The organism is Bradyrhizobium sp. USDA 4532, assembly GCF_024171315.1.
Classification (GTDB): domain Bacteria; phylum Pseudomonadota; class Alphaproteobacteria; order Rhizobiales; family Xanthobacteraceae; genus Bradyrhizobium; species Bradyrhizobium australafricanum.
Window position 1 is genome coordinate 5,092,174 of the sequence record NZ_JALJZN010000001.1, and the last position, 19,790, is coordinate 5,111,963.

Sequence of the window (19,790 nt, forward strand, 5' to 3'; positions counted from 1 at the left end):
AACACAACAGCGTTTGATGAAATGACTGCGAGCACATGCCTCCTGCGATCAATCATCAGCAAGCAACGGACCCCACCTCATGACGGCCAAGGCCGCGGACAAACTCAAATCCGACGGCTGGAAGATCGCCGAAACCACGGGATTCCTGACGCTGATCGGCCCATTGTGGGAACGGTTGAAGGACGGCGCGCTTGAACTCGCGCTGATCACCGAAGACAAGCACCACAATCGCCGCGGCCTCGTGCAGGGCGGCGTGATCATGACCTTCGCCGATCGCGCCTGCGGCATGGCCGCCCGCTTCGTCTCGGGCAAGCCGACGCTTGCGACCGTGCAGCTCGACACCCATTTCGTCGAGGCCGGCAAGATCGGCGAGATCCTGACGACGCGGCCGCGTGTGGTACGCTCGACCCGCAGCCTGATCTTCATCACGGCCGAGGTAACCGTCGACAAGCGCTGTATCGCGATGGCCAACGGCGTGTTCAAGATTTTGAAGAACGAGAGTTGATCCTTTGTCATTCCGGGATGGTCCGAAGGACCAGACCCGGAATCTCGAGATTCCGGGCTCGATGCTTGCGCATCGCCCCGGAATGACCGCAGGAAAGGAAAGTCCGATGCAATATCGCCAGCTCGGCCGCAGCGGCCTGAAGGTCTCGCCGATTTGCCTCGGCACCATGATGTTCGGCGGACCGACCGACGAGGCGACCTCGGCGCGGATCGTGGCGAAGGCGCGCGAGGCCGGCATCAACTTCATCGACAGCGCCGACGCCTATAATGGCGGCAAGTCCGAGGAGGTCGTCGGACGCGCGATCTCGAACAGCCGGTCGAACTGGGTGCTCTCGACAAAACTCGCCAATCCAATCGGCGACGATCCTAACCACGGCGGGCTGTCGCGTCGCTGGGTGTTCCAGGCCGCCGACGAGAGCCTGAAGCGGCTCGGCACCGACTACATCGACGTCTACTATCTGCACAAGGAAGACCACGCGACGCCGCTCGACGAGACGGTGCGCGCGATGGGCGACCTGATCCGCGCCGGCAAGGTGCGCTATTTCGGCGTCTCCAACTACCGCGCCTGGCGCGTCGCCGAGATCTGCAACATCTGCGACCGGCTCGGCATCGACCGTCCGGTCGCGAGCCAGCCCTATTACAATGCGATGAACCGGATGCCGGAGGTCGAGCATTTCCCGGCCTGCGCCTATTACGGGCTCGGCATCGTGCCCTATAGCCCGCTGGCGCGCGGCGTGCTTACCGGCAAATACGCGCCCGACGCGGCGCCACCCGCGGACACGCGTGCGGGGCGCAACGACAAGCGCATGATGCAGACCGAGTGGCGGCCGGAATCGCTCGAGCTCGCGCAGGAAATCAAGCGCCACGCCGAGAGCAAAGGCATCACCGCCGGGCAGTTCGCGGTGTCCTGGGTACTGAACTCGTCGTTCGTCAGCGCCGTGATCGCGGGGCCGCGCACCGAAGCGCAATGGGACGACTACATCCGCGCGCTCGACTATCGCTTCACCGCCGAGGACGAAGCCCTGATCGACCGCCTCGTCGTCACCGGCCATCCCTCGACGCCGGGCTTCAACGACCCCGCCTATCCGATCGAGGGGCGCCGCGCGCGGAGCGGATAGCAGCTGTAACGGCAACCGTGCGGGCTGGCCCTCAATCCCATCCGCCGTCATTGCGAGGAGCAATAGCGACGAAGCAATCCACGTCTCCGCAAGCGGCACGATGGACTGCTTCGCTTCGCTCGCAATGACGGCGTCTTGCATTCGCGTGGTACGGATAACCCGCTCGGCAACGCCGAAGTTACGTTTCGTAGCTTCCGAATTGCGCGAAGCTCGAGTCGGCTGCAGCATCAGGGCATGGAAATGCTGATGCTGGTGCTGCAATGACGGCATCCAATGTACTGGACTGGATCGTGGCCCTCCTCGTCTGCTGGGCGAGCCTGACCGCAATCTTTGAACCTTCGCGCGGTGCCTCGCAGTGCGACGTATCCACCGCGACGAGCAGCGCGCCGCAGGCCTCACTGGCGACCCCGACGCAGGCGGAGTTCGAGGAGATGATCCGCGACATGAAGCTGCATGATTGAACGGGATCGGCAAACCGCGAAAATCCTTCCGCATCGTCCCCCAAATGAAACAGGGCGGCGCCGAAGCGCCGCCCTGCCCTGATTGCCGTTTGCTTGCCGCTTACTTCACGAGGTCGAAGCGGTCGGCGTTCATCACCTTGGTCCAGGCCGCGACGAAGTCCTTCACGAACTGCTCCTTGGAGTCGGACTGGCCGTAGACCTCGGCGAACGCCCGCAGCTGCGAGTGCGAGCCGAAGATCAGATCGACGCGGGTGCCGGTCCACTTCACCGCCTTGGTCTTGCGGTCGCGGCCCTCATAGACGCCCTGGCCGGCATCGCTCCACACCGTGCCCATGTCGAGCAAGTTGAGGAAGAAGTCGTTGGTGAGCGTCCCCGGCTTGCCGGTGAAGACGCCGTGCTTCGACTTCTTGGCATTGGCGCCGAGCACGCGCAGGCCGCCGACGAGGACCGTCAGCTCCGGTCCGGTCAGCCGCAGGAGTTGCGCACGGTCGACCAACGCCTCCTCGGGCTGCAGGAACTGATGCTTGCCGCCGACATAGTTGCGGAAGCCGTCAGCCCGCGGCTCGAGCGGAGCGAAGGACTCGACGTCGGTCTGGTCCTGCGTCGCATCGGTGCGGCCCGGCGTGAAGGGCACCTTCACATTGGTGCCGCCGTCCTTGGCCGCCTTCTCGATCGCAGCGGCGCCGCCGAGCACGATCAAATCGGCCAGCGAGACCTTCTTGCCGAACTCCTTCTGGATGGCTTCGAGCTTGCTCAGAACACCCTTGAGCTGCGCCGGCTCGTTGACATCCCAGTCCTTCTGCGGCGCAAGGCGGATGCGTGCACCATTGGCACCGCCGCGCTTGTCGGAGCCGCGGAACGTCGAGGCCGAGGCCCAGGCGGTCGACACCAGTTCGGACACCGACAGACCCGAGGCGAGGATCTTCGCCTTGAGCACCTCGATGTCCTTGTCGTCGATCACGGCGTGATCGAGCGCCGGCACCGGGTCCTGCCAGATCAGCGTTTCCTTCGGCACCAGCGGGCCGAGGTAGCGCTGGATCGGACCCATGTCGCGGTGCGTGAGCTTGAACCAGGCGCGGGCGAAGGCGTCCGCGAACTGATCCGGATGCTCATAGAACCGGCGCGAGATCTTCTCATAGGCCGGATCGAAGCGCAGCGACAGGTCGGTGGTCAGCATCGTCGGGACATGCTTCTTCGACGGATCGAACGCGTCCGGAATGACGGCGTCCGCGCCCTTTGCCTTCCACTGCTTCGCACCCGCCGGGCTCTTCGTCAGCTCCCATTCGTACTTGAACAGGTTCTCGAAGAAGTGGTTGCTCCACTTGGTCGGGGTCTGGGTCCAGGTGACCTCGGGACCGCCGGTGATCGCGTCAGCGCCGACGCCGGTGCCGAACTTGCTCTTCCAGCCGAGACCCTGATCCTCGATCGCGCCACCTTCCGGCTCCGGACCGATCAACGATGGATCGCCCGCACCGTGGGTCTTGCCGAAGGTGTGGCCACCGGCAATCAGCGCGACGGTCTCCTCGTCGTTCATCGCCATGCGGAAGAACGTCTCGCGGATGTCCTTCGCGGCGGCGACCGGGTCCGGATTGCCGTTCGGACCTTCCGGGTTGACGTAGATCAGGCCCATCTGCACCGCGCCGAGCGGCTCGGAGAGCTGGCGCTCGCCGCTGTAGCGCTCGTCGCCGAGCCAGGTGCCTTCCGGACCCCAGTACAGCTCTTCCGGCTCCCACACGTCGGCGCGGCCACCCGCAAAACCAAACGTCTTGAAGCCCATCGATTCCAGCGCGACGTTGCCGGCGAGGACCATCAGGTCGGCCCACGAGATCTTGCGGCCGTACTTCTGCTTGATCGGCCACAGCAGCCGGCGCGCCTTGTCGAGGTTGGCGTTGTCAGGCCAGCTGTTGAGCGGGGCGAAACGCTGCTGACCGGCACCGGCGCCGCCGCGGCCGTCGGTGATGCGATAGGTGCCCGCCGAGTGCCAGGCCATGCGGATCATCAGGCCGCCGTAATGGCCGAAGTCGGCCGGCCACCATTCTTGCGACGTCGTCATCAGGGCCGTGAGGTCCTTGATCACGGCGTTGAGATCGAGGCTCTTGAATTCCTTGGCGTAGTCGAAGCCCTTGCCCATCGGATCGGACAGGCTGGAGTTGCGATGCAGCACCTGAACGTCGAGCGTCTCCGGCCACCAGTCACGATTCGAGTGCCCGCGAGGCCCGCCTGTGAATGGGCATTTGCCCGCGCCTTCGTCGGTTTTTGCGTCCATGTTTCTTCTCCGAGGTGATGGATTCTGGAATGCGCTGGAGCTCTTCCAAGAACGATTCTACGCAACCCAATCCATCAGAGGAAATTGACTTTAGTGATCGCGTCGATAAGATTATCTGATGATAAATGTCACACTCCGGCAACTCAGGTATTTTGATGCTCTGGCCCACCACCGCCATTTCGGGCGCGCCGCGGATGCCTGCGCGGTGTCGCAGCCGGCGCTGTCGATGCAGATCCGCGAAATGGAACAGGCGGTCGGCGGCGTGCTGATCGAACGCAATGCGCGGCAGGTGACGCTGACGACCTTCGGCGAGGACCTGCTGCGCCGCGTGCGCGACATCCTGCGCTCGGTCGATGAGCTCGGCGACTTCGCGCGCGCCTCGCGCGACAAGCTTGCCGGGCGGCTGCGGGTCGGCATGATCCCGACCGTCGCGCCGTATCTGCTGCCGAAGGTGATCGAGAACCTGGCGCGGCTGCATCCCGAGCTCGACATCCATGTCCGCGAGACGCTGACGCCGAAGCTGATCAAGGAAGTCGCCGAGGGCCGGCTCGACACCGCGATCGTGGCGCTGCCGGTATCGGAACCGTCGCTGACCGAGGTCGCGCTGTTCTCGGAAAACTTCCTGCTGGTGCGGCCGGGCGAGGACGCCAAGACGCCGGTGCCGAGCGCCGAGATGCTGCGCGAGATGCGGCTGTTGCTGCTCGAGGAGGGCCACTGCTTCCGCGACCAGGCATTGTCGTTCTGCAACATGCAGTCCTCGCCGCCGCGCGAGGTGCTGGACGCGAGTTCGCTGTCGACGCTGGTGCAGATGGTCGGCGCCGGTATCGGCGTCACCTTGATCCCCGAGATGGCGGTGACGGTGGAGACGCGCTCGGCGCCGGTCACGGTCTCGCGCTTCAAGCACCCGCAGCCCTCGCGCACCATCGGCATGGTCTGGCGCAAGACCTCTCCGCTTGCCGCGCAGCTCCAGCAGATCTCCGAGGTCGTCAGCCTCGCTGCCCGCGCCCTGCGTGCGCCGAAACAGGACGGCGCCAAGGAGCCGGCGAAGCGCGCGGGGCGCAGGAAGGTGGCGTGACTGCCGAGACGCTGCGGCGAAGATGTAGTTCTCGTTTGACGCACACGTCTCGCCACCCCCACAACCGTCGTCCTGGCGAAAGCCAGGACCCATAACCACCGCGTTTGATTGTGAACGGGATCGTGGCTCCAGCTTCGCTCAACAACTGATGGTCGGGGTAATGGGTCCTGGCTTTCGCCAGGACGACATCGAATATGTTGCGCGGTCCGGGAATCATACGTCCGCATTCTCGCGGCGAATGACGAGATGAGGCGGCGCCCCTACTTCTCCAGATACTTCTTCATCTCGGCGATCAGGCCGTCGCGCAGTTCGGGGCGCTTGAGGCCGAAGGCGATGTTGGCGCGGAGGAAGCCGGGCTTGGAGCCGCAATCGTGGCGCTCACCCTCGAACTCCACGCCGTAGAACTTCTGCGTCTTCGCAAGACCGATCATCGCATCGGTGAGCTGGATCTCGCCGCCGGCGCCGCGCTCCTGCGTGGCCAGGATGTTGAAGATCTCGGGCTGCAGGATGTAGCGGCCGGTGATCGACAGGTTGGACGGCGCGGTGCCCTGCGGCGGCTTCTCGACCATGCGGTCGACCTCGAAGATGTTGCCGGTGCGTTTGCCGACGCTGCAGATGCCGTATTGATGGGTGAGTTCGTCGGGCACCGCCTCGACCGCGATCAGGTTCGACTTGTCACCAAGCCTGCTCGCGGCATCGATCATCTGCTTGAGGCAGCCCGGCGTGTTCAGCACCAGTTCGTCCGGCAGCACCACCGCGAACGGCTCGTTGCCGATGATATCGCGCGCGCACCACACCGCGTGGCCGAGCCCGAGCGGCGCCTGCTGCCGGGTGAAGCTCATCGCGCCGGCCTCCGGCTGGTTCTGCGCCAGGATATCCTGCTCGGTCTTCTTGCCGCGCTGCGCCAGCGTGGTGTCGAGCTCGAACATGCGGTCGAAGTGATCCTCGATGACACCCTTGTTGCGGCCGGTGACGAACACGAAATGCTCGATGCCGGCTTCCCGGGCCTCGTCGACCACGTACTGGATCAGGGGCTTGTCGACGATCGTCAGCATCTCCTTCGGCATCGCCTTGGTGGCGGGCAGCACGCGGGTACCGAGACCGGCGACGGGGAATACGGCTTTGCGGATCTTCATGGGATTATCGGAAGCCTTGAAATGGGTGGGACGGCGGCACGAAATGAATCATGCCTTTGGTACCCCGTTTTGCAGCCGCCAACAAAGGCGGATGTGTGGTGCGGCTTAATTCCGCCGTTCCCGTCAGCCAAATGCGGGCCGCAACAAAATCTCGCCCTTGTTAAGTTATTGGAAACCGTGCCGGGGCCTTCTGGAACAGCACGATTTTGACAGGCACACGACAAATGCGCGCGTTGGGAACATCAAGGACCAAGCTTTTCGGCGCGAGCCTGATCGCGCTGGCCCTGCTGCTGCCCGGCAGCACGCAAGCCCAGTCGGCGGGCAACGGCCTGACCAACCTGATCGACAGCATCTTTTCCGGACCGAACGCGACGCCGCCGCAGGCCGCAACCGGACAGGACGGCGCGGCACCGCCGTGGAGCGGTGAAGACGGCGCCTCCGGCCATCCGCTGATGACCGCAGCGGCGATCCGCCAGGCCGCGTCGGACTTCCCGAACTGCGTCGCAGCGATGTGGCCAGATGCCGCACGGCGCAACATCACCCAAGAGAATTTCGAGCGCTTCACCGCCGGCCTGACGCCCGATCTGCGCATCATGGATCTCATGGATTCGCAGCCGGAGTTCACCAAGGCGATCTGGGATTATCTCGACATCCTGGTCAGCGACACCAGGCTCGCCAAGGGCCGCGAGATCCTTGCGAAATACAAGCCGCAGTTCGATGCCACCGAGAAGGCCTATGGCGTCGACCGCTACATCATTGCGGCGATCTGGGGCATCGAGTCGAACTACTCGACCCAGATGGGCGATCGCAACGTGGTGCAGTCGACCGCGACGCTCGCCTGCATCGGCCGCCGTCAGGCCTATTTCAAGGACGAGTTCCTGTCGGCGCTGGAAATCCTCAACCGCGGCGACCTCAGGCCCGAGCAGATGCGCGGCTCCTGGGCCGGCGCCTTCGGCCCGACCCAGTTCATGCCGACCGCGTTCAAGCGCTATGCCGTCGATGGCGACGGCGACGGCCGCCGCGACGTCGTCGACAATCCGAGCGACCTGATCGCCTCGACCGCCAACAATCTGAAGAAGGACGGCTGGCAGACCGGCGCGAGCTGGGGCTACGAGGTCGTGCTGCCGCAAGGCCTCAATTACATGCTGGCCGACCGCGCCAAGGCCATGCCGCTGTCGCAATGGGAGCATCTCGGCCTCAAGCGGCCGAACGGCCAGCCGTTCCCGCGGTCGTCCGACAAGGCCTATCTGCTGGCGCCGGCCGGCGCCGAGGGGCCGGGCTTCCTGATGCTGCAGAATTTCCGGGTGATCATGAAGTACAACCCGGCCGAGGCCTATGCGCTCGCCATCGGCCATTTCGCCGACCGCCTGCGCGGCGGCCAGCCCTTCGCGCAGCCCTGGCCGCGCCAGGAGCGGGTGCTGTCGCGCGCCGAGCGGCTGGAACTGCAGCAGCTGCTGGCCCAGCGCGGCTTCTACAAGGGTACGCCCGACGGCCAGTTCGGCGGCCAGACCCGCGAGGCGCTGCGCGGCTTCCAGGTGTCGATCGGGGCACCGGCCGACGGTTTTGCCACCGCCGAGGTGCTGGAGCGGCTCAGGGGGCGGTAGGGCTGAAACCGGAGGCTGCCCCGTAGCCCGGATGCAGCGCAGCGAAATCCGGGGTTCTCGCCGTGCGACTGGTCTGGTCCCGGATTACGCTTCGCTCCATCCGGGCTACGGCTGTGCGAAGCTTCTTCACCTCCCCTTGAAAAGGGGAGGTCGCTTTGCTCGAGAGAGCAAAGCGGGTGGGGATCGGGTCTCTCCACGAGCGACGGCGCGTGTGGCTGACCCCCATCCCGACCTTCCCCCTTTCAGGGGGAAGGAGAAGGCTTCTGGTCCCGGATTACGCTTCGCTCCATCCGGGCTACGGCTCTTGCCCCTCCCGCAAGCGGGAGAGGAGGCACGGTTCCGTCGCCGCGACGGCTGGGCCCTCCACCCCAAAAGTAACCGTGAAATCCGATATTTGCCGCCTGCCTTGACGGCGGCCGGAGGCACCCGATTTATGGTGGAAAAGCTGCCCGCTTGCGGCCCGATTCCGCTAGTATGCTCACGTACTTCCAGATCATTTGCGACCGAACGCGATGCGAGAGCCAAAGTCCTTTTTGCGCATATTCACCGAAGCCGGTCCGCTGGTCGCGCTTACGGTAGCGCTTGCGCTGTTGATCGGCATCGCCCAGCCCGCCTCGGCGCAATTCTTCGGCTTCCCCGGCTTTGGTGGCGGACCGCCGCAACCACAGCGCCGCGCTCCGCCGCAGCACGGCGGCGGCGGCTGGTTCGGCGGCGATTTCTTCGCGCCGTTCCAGCAGCAGCAACCGCAATCATCGCAGCCGCAGCGGCCGCGCGAGGATTTCTCGCGCGCTCCGGCACCGGCCAAGCGCGAGGCGGCCGCCGAGCGCAACGTGCTCGTCATCGGCGACGCCATGGCCGACTGGCTCGGCTATGGCCTGGAAGATGCCTATTCCGACCAGCCCGACATGGGCGTGATCCGCAAGCACAAGACGGTCTCCGGCCTGATCCGCTATCAGCCCAAGGGCGATCCGGCGGATTGGGCCGCGGCCGCGAAGGGCATTCTCGCCACCGAGAACCCCGACGCCATCGTCGTGATGCTCGGCCTCAACGACCGCACCGCGATCCGAGAATCTGTCGTGGAGAAGAAGGTCGACAAGAAGGACGAGAAAAAGGACGCGCGCGGCAAGCCCGAAGCCAAGCCGGGCGACAAGCCCGATGCCGCCGCCAAAACTGATGGCAAGCCGGTCGAGGCCGAGCCGCCGGCCGACGACGCCGACAATGACTCGCAGGCCGCGCCGGAAAAGACCGCGCGTTCGCCGAACGGCCTCTATGAATTCCGCGACGACCGCTGGGTCGAGCTCTACGGCAAGAAGATCGAGGAGTTGATCAACGTGCTGAAGAGCAAGGGCGTGCCGGTGCTGTGGGTCGGCCTGCCCGCGATCCGCGGCCAGAAGGGCACGTCGGACATGCTGTTCCTCGACGCGCTCTACCGCGACGGCGCCGGCAAGGCCGGCATCACCTATGTTGACGTCTGGGACGGCTTTGTCGACGAGGCCGGCCGCTTCATGCAGAAGGGCCCGGACTTCGAAGGCCAGCCCCGCAAGCTGCGTACCGATGACGGCGTGTTCTTCACCAAGGCCGGCGCGCGCAAGCTCGCGCATTATGTCGAGCGCGAGGTGACGCGCCTGCTCGCGGTGCGCTCCGGGCCGATCGCGCTGCCGAGCGAACCCGCGACGCCGGATACCAGCGCGGAGCCCGGCAAGCCCGCGCCGCGGCCGCTGGCGGGCCCGGTGCTGCCGCTGGTCGCCTCCACCGTCGGCACCGATCAATTGCTCGGCGGACCGGGCTCGCGGCCCGCCGCCGTCGATGCGCTCGCCGCGCGCACGCTGGTGAAGGGGGAGGCGCTGGCGCCACCCGCCGGCCGCGCCGATGATTTCGTCTGGCCGCGCCGCGAGATGGGCCGCGAGCAAGCCAAGGGCGATGTGCCGGTTGCCGCGACCACGCCCGCCGCGCCGGCGGGCGGACCGGCCAATCCGCCGCCCTCGACCACGGCGATCGCGCCCGACGGCTCGATCATCACCGCACCGAAGCCGCCAAGGCGCGTGTTCCGTCCGGCCCAGACCCAGGCCCAGCCGCAACAGCAGCCGCAGACACAGCCTTGGCTGCGCGATCTGTTCGGGTTCGGCGCGCCGCAGCAGCGCCCGTTGGTCGCTCCGCCGCCGCGCCCGCCGCGCGGTGTCGGACAGCGGGCCGCAGTGCCGGGGAGTCCGTGGCAGTAGGCCGCGCGTCTTCCGATAGAATTGACGCTACATCCACGTCATTGCGAGCCAACGGGTCGCGCGAACGCGCGCCCGATGACAGGCTCCGCAAAGCAATCCATCGATCCGCACGCGCGGACGGCTGGATTGCTTCGTGGCTTCAGCGCAAAATTGCTTTGCAATTTTGTCGCGAGCTCCTCGCAATGACGGTGGGCGAGAAGGTATCAACCGTAGTAGCGCCAGCGCGACGGCGGCGGGCGGCGCGGCTGGCGCGTCATCAGGAGCGCGAGCGCAAAGCCGATGCCGCCGGCGATCAGCAGCGATCCCAGCGGGTTCTCCTGCACCGCATGCGCCATCGCCTTTTGTCCGCTGCGAACGGTCTCGCCGCGATGCTCATAGGCGTCCTTGGCGTAGTTGACCGCGGTGTCGGCGGCGTCGCGCGCGGCGTCCTTGGCCTGGCCGTAGAGATCCTGCACCGAGCCCGCGGCTTCGCGCGCGCGGCCCGAGGCCTGGGTCTGCGCATCGCCGGTCGCGTCGCCCACCGCGCCTTCGGCCTTGCCCGCGAACTCCTTCGCCGTTCCGAAAATCCGATCCTTGTCCATCGTCACGCTCCCTGATCTGTCCGGGAGCTAACCGGGAAACGGCGCGCAGGTTCCTGCGGTTACAGGATCAACCCGCCGTCGACGACGATGGTCTGGCCGACGATGTAGGAGGCAAGCGGCGAGGCCAGGAACAGCGCGGCGCCGGCCATGTCGGCGGGCGTGCCGAGACGCTTCAGCGGAATGCGCTCGAGCGCGCCTTCGAGACGCTTCGGATTGGCCGTCGTCGCCTTGGTCATCTTGGTGTCGACGAGGCCGGGCGCGATGCCGTTGACCCGGATGCCGTTCTCCGCCCAGGCCTCGCCGAGCGTGCGCGTCAGCCCGACGGCACCGGTCTTCGAGGCGTTGTAGGCCGGATTGCCCATGGTCGAATGATAGGCCGCGGTCGAGCTCACGATGATCAGCGAGCCCTTGGCTGCGCTCAGCATCGCCTGGAATTTGGTCGCGCAGGCCATCAGGCTCATCAGGTTGACCTCGAGCACCTTGCGAAAACCCTCCATCTCGAATTCCCCGCGGCGGTAAATCACCGCGCCCTGCGCCAGCACCAGCACGTCGAGCCGGTCGAACGACGGCCTGAAGGCCTCGATCGCCTGCGGGTTGCTGACATCGAGCTGCGCGTAGGCGAGGCCCTCGAGATGCGAGCCTTCCTCGGCGGAATAGTCGCTCGCCTGCGCGCGGGTGCCGCAGATCGCGACGCGCGCGCCCTTGGCGCGGAACGCCTGCGCGATGCCGTTGCCGATGCCGCTGGAGCCGCCGACCACCAATACTTGCTTGCCGCCGAAATCGAGCTCGTTCATCGCGCGTTCCTCTCTCGTGCTGTTGTCTTGATTGAGCATGATCCTTCTCGGAAAGCCAACCGGGAAACTTGCGTTAACGCGCTGCGCGCATGCCGATATGGGATCAGTGGTTTGACGTATCTTGCGATCGGTGCCAGCGTTGCCGTCTCTCACAACGCAGAAAATCAACGGGGGTCCGTCATGTCCGAATACAAGCAGCTCAGCCGTTCGGTGAAGGGCCTCACCGTTCTCGTCACCGGCGCCGCCAGCGGCATGGGCCGCGCCACCGCGCGGGTGTTTGCCGATGAAGGCGCCAATGTCGCGGTCACCGACCTGACCGAAGAAGGCACGCAGGCGGTGACGAAGGAGATTTCGGCAAGCGGCGGCTCGGCGAAGGCCTGGACGCTCGACGTCGGCGATCGCGACGCCATCACCAAAGTCGTCAACGACGTCGCCGCGCATTTCGGCGGGCTCGACATCATCGTCAACAATGCCGGCATCTCGGTGCGGGTGCCGATCGACGATCCCGCGTACGAGGACGCCTGGGCCAAGGGCATCGCGGTGATGCTGACGGCGCATCCGCGCATCATCCGCGCGGCACTGCCATACCTGCGCAAGTCGCGCTCGCCGCGCATCGTCAACATCGCCTCGACCGAGGCGCTCGGCGCGACCGCGCTGCACAGCCCCTACTCCGCGGCCAAGGGCGGCGTCACCAGCCTGACCCGCTCGCTCGCGGTGGAACTGGGACGCGAGGGCATCACCGTGAACTGCATCTGCCCGGGCCCGATCCGCACCGCCATCACCGACCGCATCTCCGAGGAGCACAAGACGCTCTACGCCAAGCGCCGCACCGCGCTCGCCCGTTACGGCGATCCGGAAGAGGTCGCGCACATGACGCTGAGCCTGTGCCTGCCCGCCGCATCGTTCCTGACCGGCGCCGTGATTCCGGTCGACGGCGGGTTGATGGCGCGGAATGCCTGACCCGCGCACGGCCCGCGAGCGTTGACAGCGCGCGCGCGTCGAGTAGCCTTCCCGTCAAATGAAGCGGGAAAACCGCCCGCGATAGACGGGGAGATACGCCAATGACGGTCCTGATCCGGCAGCTTCACAAGCATTTCGTCGGCGAGGTTTCCGGCGTCGATCTGCGTAAGCCGCTGACGAAGCAGGAAGCGATCGACATCGAGGCCGGCATGGACAAATACGCCGTGCTCGTGTTCCACGGCCAGGACATCTCCGACGAGCAGCAGATGGCGTTCGCGCTGAATTTCGGCGAGCGCGAAGATGCGCGCGGCGGCACGGTGACGAAGAAGCAGGACTACCGCCTCGCCTCCGGGCTGAACGACGTCAGCAATCTCGGCAAGGACGGCAAGCCGCTGCCGAAGGACCACCGCACCCATCTGTTCAACCTCGGCAACTGCCTGTGGCATTCCGACAGCTCGTTCCGGCCGATCCCGGCGAAATTCTCGCTGCTGTCGGCGCGCGTGGTGAACCCGAAGGGCGGCAACACCGAATTCGCCGACATGCGCGCCGCCTATGACGCGCTCGACGACGAGACCAAGGCCGAGATCGAGGACATGATCTGCGAGCACTCGCTGATGTATTCGCGCGGCTCGCTCGGTTTCCTCGACTACACCGACGAGGAGAAGCAGATGTTCAAGCCGGTGCTGCAGCGCCTGGTGCGCACGCATTCGGTGCACGGCCGCAAGTCGCTGTATCTGTCGTCGCACGCCGGCGCCATCAGGGGCATGAGCATGCCGGAGGCACGGCTGTTGCTGCGCGACCTGACCGAGCACGCGACGCAGCCCGAATTCGTCTATGTGCACAAATGGACGGTGCATGACCTCGTGATGTGGGACAACCGCCAGACCGTGCACCGCGTCCGCCGCTACGACCAGTCGCAGCCCCGCGACATGCGCCGCGCCACGGTCGCGGGCACCCAGCCGACGGTCGCGCAGGAGGCGGCGGAGTAGGCAGAACTACTGGTGTCGTCCCGGCGAAAGCCGGGACCCATAACCACAGAGCGCTGTTATTGCACGACGCTGTGGCCCCAGCGCGGCATCACAACTGCATGCGGTGGTTATGGGTCCCGGCTTTCGCCGGGACGACACTGAGAATGCGTTGGGATCGTCGACGACCTCAGCGACAGCCTACGCGTGGCCCGCGTCGTTCGACAGCATGCCGGCCTCGATGCCGATCTTGCGCAAGGCGCGCGCGTATTTCTCGTCGACGTCGGTACCGAAGATCAATTCCGGATCGGCGTCGCAATGCAGCCAGCCATTGTGCTGGATCTCGTTCTCGAGCTGGCCCGGCGCCCAGCCGGCATAGCCGAGCGCGAGGATCGCGTGCTTCGGCCCGGCGCCCTTGGCGATCGCCTTCAGGATATCGACGGTCGCGGTGAGCGAGATGCCGTCGTCGATGTTCAGCGTCGCATCCTGAATGTAGAAGTCGCTGGAATGCAGCACGAAGCCGCGGCCGGTATCGACCGGGCCGCCCTTCATCACCTTCATCATCTCGGCATTCTCGGGCAGCTGAATCTGGTCCGACTTCTCGATGATGTCGAGCTGCACCAGTAGCCCGGGGAAATCGATGCTGCCGGCGGGACGGTTGACGATGATGCCCATCGCGCCCTCGGAGGAATGCGCGCACATGTAGATCACGGAGCGTTCGAAGCGGGGGTCGTTCATGACAGGCATCGCGATCAGCATCTGGCCGTCGAGATAGCCACCTTCGGCGGCATGGGCACCGACGGCCGGGCTTCTGCCGGCGGCGGTTTTGCGAGTCTTGCCTGTTTTGCCTTCAGGGCGCATCCGCAAAGGCCTTTCCTGCTGATTTGGCATCCTGATATCGGGTGGCGGTTCTGTCAATCAACCATCGACCGCCGTGCGGCGATGCATCACAAGCAATTCAATGGTTTGCACCGAAAGTTGCGGGTAAAGACGTCTCATGATCGTCATAGTTCCCTTGCGTGCCGCATTTGGCGTTGCCGCCCTGTTTTCCATCGCATGTATGGCAACGGAGGTCCGCGCCGACGACGCCTCGCCGTGGCAACAGGACACGCATTCGGCGGTGCGGCTGCTCGCCGGATCGCGCAGCGGCGCGGTGCTGCTTGGCGGCATTGCGTTCCAATTGCAGGACGGCTGGAAGACCTATTGGCGGACGCCCGGCGATTCCGGCGTGCCGCCGCGGTTCGATTTCTCCAGGTCGGATAACGTCGAGGCGGTCACCGTGATGTGGCCGGCGCCGCGGCAATTCGACGACGGCGCCGGCGGCACCTCGCTCGGCTACAAGCACCAGGTGGTGCTGCCGCTGCGCATCGTGGCGAAGAATCCCGACAAGCCGCTGGTGCTGCGCGCCGACATCAACTACGCGGTGTGCGAGAAGCTGTGCGTACCGGTGGAGGCGAAGGCCGAGCTGGCGTTCGCGAGCGTCGCCTCGACCGAGGACGCCGCGCTTTCGGAAGCGCTCAACGCGGTGCCGAAGCCCGCCAATATCGGCGACCCGATCCCGTTCTCGATCCGCGACGTCAAGCGCGACGGCAAGAACAACGTGCTGGTCGATGTCAGCGCGCCCGAGAGCCGCGACCTCAGCCTGTTCGTCGAGGGGCCGACGCCCGACTGGGCGCTGCCGGTGCCCAAGCTCGTTGCGCAGGCGCCGCCGGGCGTGAAGCGTTTCTCTTTCGAGCTCGACGGCCTGCCGCCCGGCGCCAAGGCCGACGGCGCCGCGCTGAAGCTGACGCTGGTCGGCGGCGACAAAAGCTACGAATTCAATATCAATTTGAATTGAGCCGTAGGGTCATTCCGGGGTGAAGCAGCGCATCGAACCCGGAATCTCGAGCTCCCGGTTTCAGTGCTTCGCACTGCCCCGGGACGCCCCCGAAGAGGTGCGCCACCGAACCCAATCTTAACGTTTCGTTGATAGATCGGAGGCCATTGCCGCCACGCGGCGCTTTAGGAATTTTCCGCCTTGGCTGTGATGGAGACACAATCGGCAACCTCCGCGCCATTGGGCCGGGCCGCACGCCTGCGCGGCCTCGCAGCGCGCGCGCTCGGCGGCACCAACGAGGCGTCGGTCACCAAGCGCCTCGCCGGCATGATCTTCGCCATCCGCGTCATCAGCGCCGGCATCGCCTATCTCGCGCAGATCCTGCTGGCGCGCTGGATGAGCGGCTCGGATTACGGCATCTACGTCTATGTCTGGACCTGGGTGCTGCTGCTCGGCAGCACCATGGATTTCGGCATCGCGCCCTCCGCGCAGAAGATCATTCCGGAATACCGCGCGCGCGGCGACCTTGCGGCGCTGCGCGGCTTCCTCTCCGGCGGCCGCTGGGTGGTGCTGGCGACGTCCAGCACGGTCGCGCTGCTGCTCGCCGGCGTGATCCACCTCGCCTCGCCCTGGATCGATCCCAACGCCGTGGTGCCGCTCTATATCGGCTGCCTGACGTTGCCGCCCTTCGTCGTCGCCAACACCCAGGACGGCATCTCCCGCGCGCATGACTGGATGCAGCTCGGCCTGATGCCGCAGTTCATCGTTCGGCAGGGGCTGATCATCGCGCTGACCGCCGGCGCGCTGGCGCTCGGCCTCAATCTCGGCGCCACCGCGGCGATGATCGCGAGCGCCGCCGCGGTATACATCGCGGCGATCGGCCAGATGGTCGTGCTCAACCGCCGCCTCACCGCCCATCTCGGGGTGGGCGAGAAGAGCTACGACGTCAAGGGCTGGTTCGCGATCTCGCTGCCGATCATGCTGGTCGAGAGCTTCTATCTGCTGCTCGGCTACACCGACGTGCTGATGCTGCAGCAGTTCCGCTCGTCCGAGGAGGTCGGCATCTATTTCGCCGTGGTGAAGACGCTGGCGCTGGTGTCGTTCGTGCACTACGCGATGGCGGCGACCACGGCGCACCGCTTCGCCGAATACAACGCGCTCGGCGACAAGGAGCGGCTGTCGGCCTATGTCGCGCACGCCATCAGCTGGACGTTCTGGCCCTCGCTGCTCGCGACCGTCGCCCTGCTGGTGTTCGGCAAGCCGCTGCTGTGGCTGTTCGGCCCGAAATTCGTCGACGGCTACAGCATCATGTTCGTCGCCGCGATCGGCCTCGTGGTCCGCTCGGCGATCGGGCCGGTGGAGCGGCTGTTGAACATGCTCGGCCACCAGAGCATCTGCGCCACCGCCTATGCGGTGTCGTTCCTGATGAATGTCGGGCTCTGCATCGCCCTCGTCCCCCGCTACGGCGGGATGGGCGCCGCCGCCTCGACCTCGCTGTCGCTGACCTTCGAGACGATCCTCTTGTTCTATGTCGTGCGCTCGCGCCTCGGGCTGCACGTGCTGGCGTTCGGCAAGCGGCGGACGGCGCCGTAGCATTCGGCCGGCGCGGCATCATGCGATGCATGAGCGCCGCCGGACTGGAAAACCTGCCTAACGGCGTTCAGCCTTGCGCCGGTCAGGCGCGCCTGATGTCCGCCTGCTTCCAAGAGTGGCCGGCAACCATGCGTCGGAAGAACCACAGAACGGCCGGGCAAGCCAGCAGCACGGCGGCGCCGAAGTCGAGCGCCGCGCTCGCGGAGCCGACCGCGGTGGAGAGCTTTCCTCCGATCGCAGGTCCAGCCAGCATGCCGGCGTAAAAGACGGTGTAGAATATTCCCATTCCGATCGGCCGCGTCCTCTGCTCGAGCACGCGCGCAGGCAGGCTCATGATTGGACCGGCAGGCAGGCCGCAGAGGATTCCAAGAGCAATGACGACGGGAAGCACCGTGCCGCTGCGCGACAAGAGCAGTGTCAGAAGCGCGAAGGCGATGCAGCCCGTGATCAGGATGACCTCGCCGCGCCTGGTCCGATCGGCGAGGAAGCCGCCCAACGGCACCGAAAGGGCGGCGAGCCAGAGCACGATACTGATGGTTGATCCGGCTGCGGCGCCGGACCAGCCTTGCTCGACCAGCATCGATGGACCGAAACTGAAGATCATCGCAAAACCGATGTTGTAGAGACACCAGATCAGCCCAGCGGCAATCACGGCGCAGATCGTGTCGGCGGTCAGGCTGCTAGGCTCGCCTTCAACCGCGACGGCCGCATCCGGCGCGCGATAAACCAGAGCTATGAGGCCGAGACCGATCAGGATCACCCCGGCGACGGCAAGATTGACGGCATGGAGTCCGAGCGTGGCTCCGATTGCCGGCAACAGCATGAGAGCGACTGCGATGCCGGCCGGCCATGAGTTGATGAAAATGGCCATCGCGGTGGCGATTTCCCGGCCGGCAAACCAGTCCGCGACCATCTTGGTCATCAGGACGTTCAGGAGGACGCCGCCGATGCCGGCAGTCAGCCGGCCTGCGATCTGCACGCTCCACGACGTCGACGTGGTCATCAGCAGTTCGCCTGCCAGCATCATCAGGAGACCGGCAAGGACCACCACCTTGTCGCCATAGCGGCGGCCGATCGCGCCGCCAGGCAAGGCAAGCAAGGCGCCCGGCGCAAAGTAGAGCCCGATCAGAACGCCGATATCGGCCAGGCTCGCGCCCAGACCCTGGCTGAGCTGTGGCGCGATGGCCGCGACGCTCTGAAACTGAAAGGCGATGGTGGCACGAGCGACGAACAGAGCAGCAAGAATGGTCCAGCGGCTTCGCATTTGGATTTTCTCCGATGCCCAGAACTATGTCGTCGGCTTGATGTTCTGGTTCAGGCGGAAGAAATTCGTCGGATCGTATTTGTTCTTGAGCGCGACAAGACGTGCGTAATTTTCACCATAGGCATCGCGCACGCGGTCTTCGCCCTCATCCCCCAGGTTGTTGGCATAGACGCCGCCGGTCGAATAGGGCCTGACGGCACTCCACAGCTCGCGCGCCCAACGCATGTTCGCTTCGTCACCGGCCGGATCGTCCCAGATCGCGACCGGAAAGCAGTCGAACGCCGCATCGCGGTTTGCGTAAGGCGAGCTCGATACCGGAACCCGTGCAATTGCGCCGCCGACATGCTGGAGAACCAGCAAGGACGAGGTGTTGGGGGCTCTCGCATAGGCGTCGAGCAGCGCGTCGATCGCGCCGGCACCGATCTCGCGCAGGAATTGCGCCTTCCAGTAATAGCGACGTCCCCGCGGAAACAGGGCATCGCCGCCTGACTGAATCTCGAGATAGGGAACGGTTGCGAGGCGCGTCTCGACGGGCGAGCTGAACTTGACGATCGGCGAAAGGGCGCGCTCACCGTCATGATGCGAGCCGACATAACAACCGGAGATGTTGAAGAACCGGTCGCCCGACGGCAGCGTCACAAGGGCCGCATCGACGTTGACCTCATCGGCAGCGTTGCGGGCGAATTCATCGTAGAACTGCATTGCCTCGCGCGCCTGATCGTAAGGATAAAGCGTTGACGCGACGGGCAACGACGTGCCGATCGCATGCAACTGGTATTCGAACGCAGTCACGATGCCGAAATTGCCGCCGCCTCCTCTCAAGCCCCAGAGCAGGTCGGGGTGTTCGGTCGCGCTGGCCCTTAAAACCCGTCCCTCGGCTGTCACCACTTCGGCGGCAATCAGGTTGTCGCAGGTCAACCCGTATTTTCGCCCGAGCTTGCCGAAGCCGCCGCCAAGCGTGAGCCCGGCGATGCCGGTGTCGCTATTGACCCCCATGGTGGTCGCCAGGCCGTGCGCCTGCGTGGCACGATCGAATTCGCCGAGATCGAGGCCGGCTTCCGCGCGCGCGGTGCGCCGGACCGGATCGACATCGATGCGCTTCATCCGGGACAGGTCGATGACCATGCCGCCGTCACAGACCGAGAGGCCAGCGACATTGTGGCCTCCGCTGCGAACGGCCACCGGGAACGTGCGGGACCTCGCGAATGTCACAGCCTCGACCACATCCCGGGTATCCGCGCAGTAGGCGATCATGGCCGGCCGCCTGTCGACGGCGCCGTTCCAGACCTTGCGCGCCTCGTCGTAACCGGCGCTCCCGTCGAGGACCACTTGGCCCTTGAGCCGTAGCTGGGAGCTGGGCCGAAGCTCGGAATGCGGCTCGCCCATCACCTCGTTATTTGCCTGCCGCTGCTCCATCCGATTTGCTCCTCGTCA

The 19,790-nt window shown here is 65.6% G+C and carries 17 protein-coding genes; 10 read left to right on the plus strand and 7 right to left on the minus strand.

What is annotated here, in order from left to right; translation table 11 throughout:
• The first annotated feature begins 79 nt into the window (after positions 1-79).
• From J2R76_RS23395 to J2R76_RS23405, 3 genes are all read left to right on the plus strand, one after another.
• Positions 80-505 carry a PaaI family thioesterase gene (locus tag J2R76_RS23395; protein ID WP_016845608.1) on the plus strand — a complete coding sequence of 142 codons (426 nt, stop codon included), beginning with the start codon at positions 80-82 and terminating at the stop codon, positions 503-505.
• Between the two features lie 106 nt (positions 506-611).
• Positions 612-1,622 (plus strand): aldo/keto reductase, encoded by a 1,011-nt coding sequence (locus J2R76_RS23400; RefSeq protein ID WP_253625036.1) that lies wholly within the window; start codon positions 612-614, stop codon positions 1,620-1,622.
• Positions 1,623-1,882: 260 nt separating this feature from the next.
• Positions 1,883-2,083 carry a hypothetical protein gene (locus J2R76_RS23405; protein ID WP_057016417.1) on the plus strand — a complete coding sequence of 67 codons (201 nt, stop codon included), beginning with the start codon at positions 1,883-1,885 and terminating at the stop codon, positions 2,081-2,083.
• A 100-nt stretch (positions 2,084-2,183) separates the two neighbouring features.
• Here J2R76_RS23405 and katG read toward each other — a convergent pair whose 3' ends face one another.
• On the minus strand, positions 2,184-4,349 hold the full coding sequence (gene katG / locus J2R76_RS23410; RefSeq protein ID WP_253625037.1) for a catalase/peroxidase HPI: 2,166 nt from the start codon (positions 4,347-4,349) through the stop codon (positions 2,184-2,186).
• A 118-nt stretch (positions 4,350-4,467) separates the two neighbouring features.
• On the opposite strand from katG, the gene J2R76_RS23415 reads away from it, so the two are divergent.
• Positions 4,468-5,424 (plus strand): hydrogen peroxide-inducible genes activator, encoded by a 957-nt coding sequence (locus J2R76_RS23415; RefSeq protein WP_076825224.1) that lies wholly within the window; start codon positions 4,468-4,470, stop codon positions 5,422-5,424.
• 260 nt (positions 5,425-5,684) lie between these two features.
• On the opposite strand, the gene galU is transcribed toward J2R76_RS23415, so the two are convergent.
• Positions 5,685-6,560, minus strand: coding sequence for a UTP--glucose-1-phosphate uridylyltransferase GalU (gene galU, locus J2R76_RS23420; RefSeq protein ID WP_028334743.1), 876 nt, complete (start codon positions 6,558-6,560; stop codon positions 5,685-5,687).
• A 224-nt stretch (positions 6,561-6,784) separates the two neighbouring features.
• Here galU and J2R76_RS23425 point away from each other — a divergent pair, with 224 nt between their 5' ends.
• Both J2R76_RS23425 and J2R76_RS23430 read left to right on the plus strand, forming a co-directional pair.
• Positions 6,785-8,164: a lytic murein transglycosylase gene (locus tag J2R76_RS23425; protein ID WP_253625038.1), complete on the plus strand. Its 1,380-nt coding sequence runs from the start codon at positions 6,785-6,787 to the stop codon at positions 8,162-8,164.
• A 512-nt stretch (positions 8,165-8,676) separates the two neighbouring features.
• Complete coding sequence (locus J2R76_RS23430) at positions 8,677-10,383, plus strand: SGNH family hydrolase (RefSeq protein WP_076825226.1); 1,707 nt, start codon at positions 8,677-8,679, stop codon at positions 10,381-10,383.
• Between the two features lie 203 nt (positions 10,384-10,586).
• Here J2R76_RS23430 and J2R76_RS23435 read toward each other — a convergent pair whose 3' ends face one another.
• Together J2R76_RS23435 and J2R76_RS23440 are read right to left on the minus strand one after the other, a co-directional pair.
• The gene (locus J2R76_RS23435; RefSeq protein ID WP_050387227.1) at positions 10,587-10,964 is read right to left on the minus strand and encodes a CsbD family protein; all 378 of its coding nucleotides are present in this window, start codon (positions 10,962-10,964) and stop codon (positions 10,587-10,589) included.
• Positions 10,965-11,023: 59 nt separating this feature from the next.
• Positions 11,024-11,758, minus strand: a complete 735-nt coding sequence (locus J2R76_RS23440; RefSeq protein ID WP_168858375.1) for an SDR family NAD(P)-dependent oxidoreductase — start codon at positions 11,756-11,758, stop codon at positions 11,024-11,026.
• Between the two features lie 180 nt (positions 11,759-11,938).
• Here J2R76_RS23440 and J2R76_RS23445 point away from each other — a divergent pair, with 180 nt between their 5' ends.
• Together J2R76_RS23445 and J2R76_RS23450 are read left to right on the plus strand one after the other, a co-directional pair.
• The gene (locus tag J2R76_RS23445; protein WP_076825229.1) at positions 11,939-12,718 is read left to right on the plus strand and encodes an SDR family NAD(P)-dependent oxidoreductase; all 780 of its coding nucleotides are present in this window, start codon (positions 11,939-11,941) and stop codon (positions 12,716-12,718) included.
• Positions 12,719-12,819: 101 nt separating this feature from the next.
• Complete coding sequence (locus J2R76_RS23450; RefSeq protein ID WP_253625039.1) at positions 12,820-13,707, plus strand: TauD/TfdA family dioxygenase; 888 nt, start codon at positions 12,820-12,822, stop codon at positions 13,705-13,707.
• Positions 13,708-13,884: 177 nt separating this feature from the next.
• Here J2R76_RS23450 and J2R76_RS23455 read toward each other — a convergent pair whose 3' ends face one another.
• Positions 13,885-14,544, minus strand: coding sequence for a YqgE/AlgH family protein (locus tag J2R76_RS23455; protein WP_076824945.1), 660 nt, complete (start codon positions 14,542-14,544; stop codon positions 13,885-13,887).
• Between the two features lie 136 nt (positions 14,545-14,680).
• Between J2R76_RS23455 and J2R76_RS23460 the strand changes: the two genes are divergently transcribed.
• Together J2R76_RS23460 and J2R76_RS23465 are read left to right on the plus strand one after the other, a co-directional pair.
• The gene (locus tag J2R76_RS23460) at positions 14,681-15,520 is read left to right on the plus strand and encodes a protein-disulfide reductase DsbD domain-containing protein (RefSeq protein WP_253625040.1); all 840 of its coding nucleotides are present in this window, start codon (positions 14,681-14,683) and stop codon (positions 15,518-15,520) included.
• Positions 15,521-15,709: 189 nt separating this feature from the next.
• On the plus strand, positions 15,710-17,092 hold the full coding sequence (locus tag J2R76_RS23465; RefSeq protein WP_156436122.1) for an oligosaccharide flippase family protein: 1,383 nt from the start codon (positions 15,710-15,712) through the stop codon (positions 17,090-17,092).
• A gap of 82 nt (positions 17,093-17,174) precedes the next feature.
• Here J2R76_RS23465 and J2R76_RS23470 read toward each other — a convergent pair whose 3' ends face one another.
• Positions 17,175-18,356, minus strand: coding sequence for a CynX/NimT family MFS transporter (locus J2R76_RS23470; protein ID WP_076824940.1), 1,182 nt, complete (start codon positions 18,354-18,356; stop codon positions 17,175-17,177).
• 24 nt (positions 18,357-18,380) lie between these two features.
• Positions 18,381-19,772 carry an FAD-binding oxidoreductase gene (locus J2R76_RS23475; protein ID WP_253625041.1) on the minus strand — a complete coding sequence of 464 codons (1,392 nt, stop codon included), beginning with the start codon at positions 19,770-19,772 and terminating at the stop codon, positions 18,381-18,383.
• Positions 19,773-19,790 lie beyond the last annotated feature (18 nt).

Coding starts and splice junctions, on each gene's coding strand:
- J2R76_RS23395 (WP_016845608.1), top strand. CDS start 80: ATGACGGCCAAGGCCGCGGACAAACTCAAATCCGACGGCTGGAAGATC.
- J2R76_RS23435 (WP_050387227.1), bottom strand. CDS start 10,964: ATGGACAAGGATCGGATTTTCGGAACGGCGAAGGAGTTCGCGGGCAAG.
- J2R76_RS23430 (WP_076825226.1), top strand. CDS start 8,677: ATGCGAGAGCCAAAGTCCTTTTTGCGCATATTCACCGAAGCCGGTCCG.
- J2R76_RS23415 (WP_076825224.1), top strand. CDS start 4,468: ATGATAAATGTCACACTCCGGCAACTCAGGTATTTTGATGCTCTGGCC.
- J2R76_RS23445 (WP_076825229.1), top strand. CDS start 11,939: ATGTCCGAATACAAGCAGCTCAGCCGTTCGGTGAAGGGCCTCACCGTT.
- J2R76_RS23460 (WP_253625040.1), top strand. CDS start 14,681: ATGATCGTCATAGTTCCCTTGCGTGCCGCATTTGGCGTTGCCGCCCTG.
- J2R76_RS23465 (WP_156436122.1), top strand. CDS start 15,710: ATGGAGACACAATCGGCAACCTCCGCGCCATTGGGCCGGGCCGCACGC.
- J2R76_RS23440 (WP_168858375.1), bottom strand. CDS start 11,758: ATGAACGAGCTCGATTTCGGCGGCAAGCAAGTATTGGTGGTCGGCGGC.
- J2R76_RS23450 (WP_253625039.1), top strand. CDS start 12,820: ATGACGGTCCTGATCCGGCAGCTTCACAAGCATTTCGTCGGCGAGGTT.
- J2R76_RS23455 (WP_076824945.1), bottom strand. CDS start 14,544: ATGCGCCCTGAAGGCAAAACAGGCAAGACTCGCAAAACCGCCGCCGGC.
- J2R76_RS23470 (WP_076824940.1), bottom strand. CDS start 18,356: ATGCGAAGCCGCTGGACCATTCTTGCTGCTCTGTTCGTCGCTCGTGCC.
- galU (WP_028334743.1), bottom strand. CDS start 6,560: ATGAAGATCCGCAAAGCCGTATTCCCCGTCGCCGGTCTCGGTACCCGC.
- katG (WP_253625037.1), bottom strand. CDS start 4,349: ATGGACGCAAAAACCGACGAAGGCGCGGGCAAATGCCCATTCACAGGC.
- J2R76_RS23425 (WP_253625038.1), top strand. CDS start 6,785: ATGCGCGCGTTGGGAACATCAAGGACCAAGCTTTTCGGCGCGAGCCTG.
- J2R76_RS23405 (WP_057016417.1), top strand. CDS start 1,883: ATGACGGCATCCAATGTACTGGACTGGATCGTGGCCCTCCTCGTCTGC.
- J2R76_RS23475 (WP_253625041.1), bottom strand. CDS start 19,772: ATGGAGCAGCGGCAGGCAAATAACGAGGTGATGGGCGAGCCGCATTCC.
- J2R76_RS23400 (WP_253625036.1), top strand. CDS start 612: ATGCAATATCGCCAGCTCGGCCGCAGCGGCCTGAAGGTCTCGCCGATT.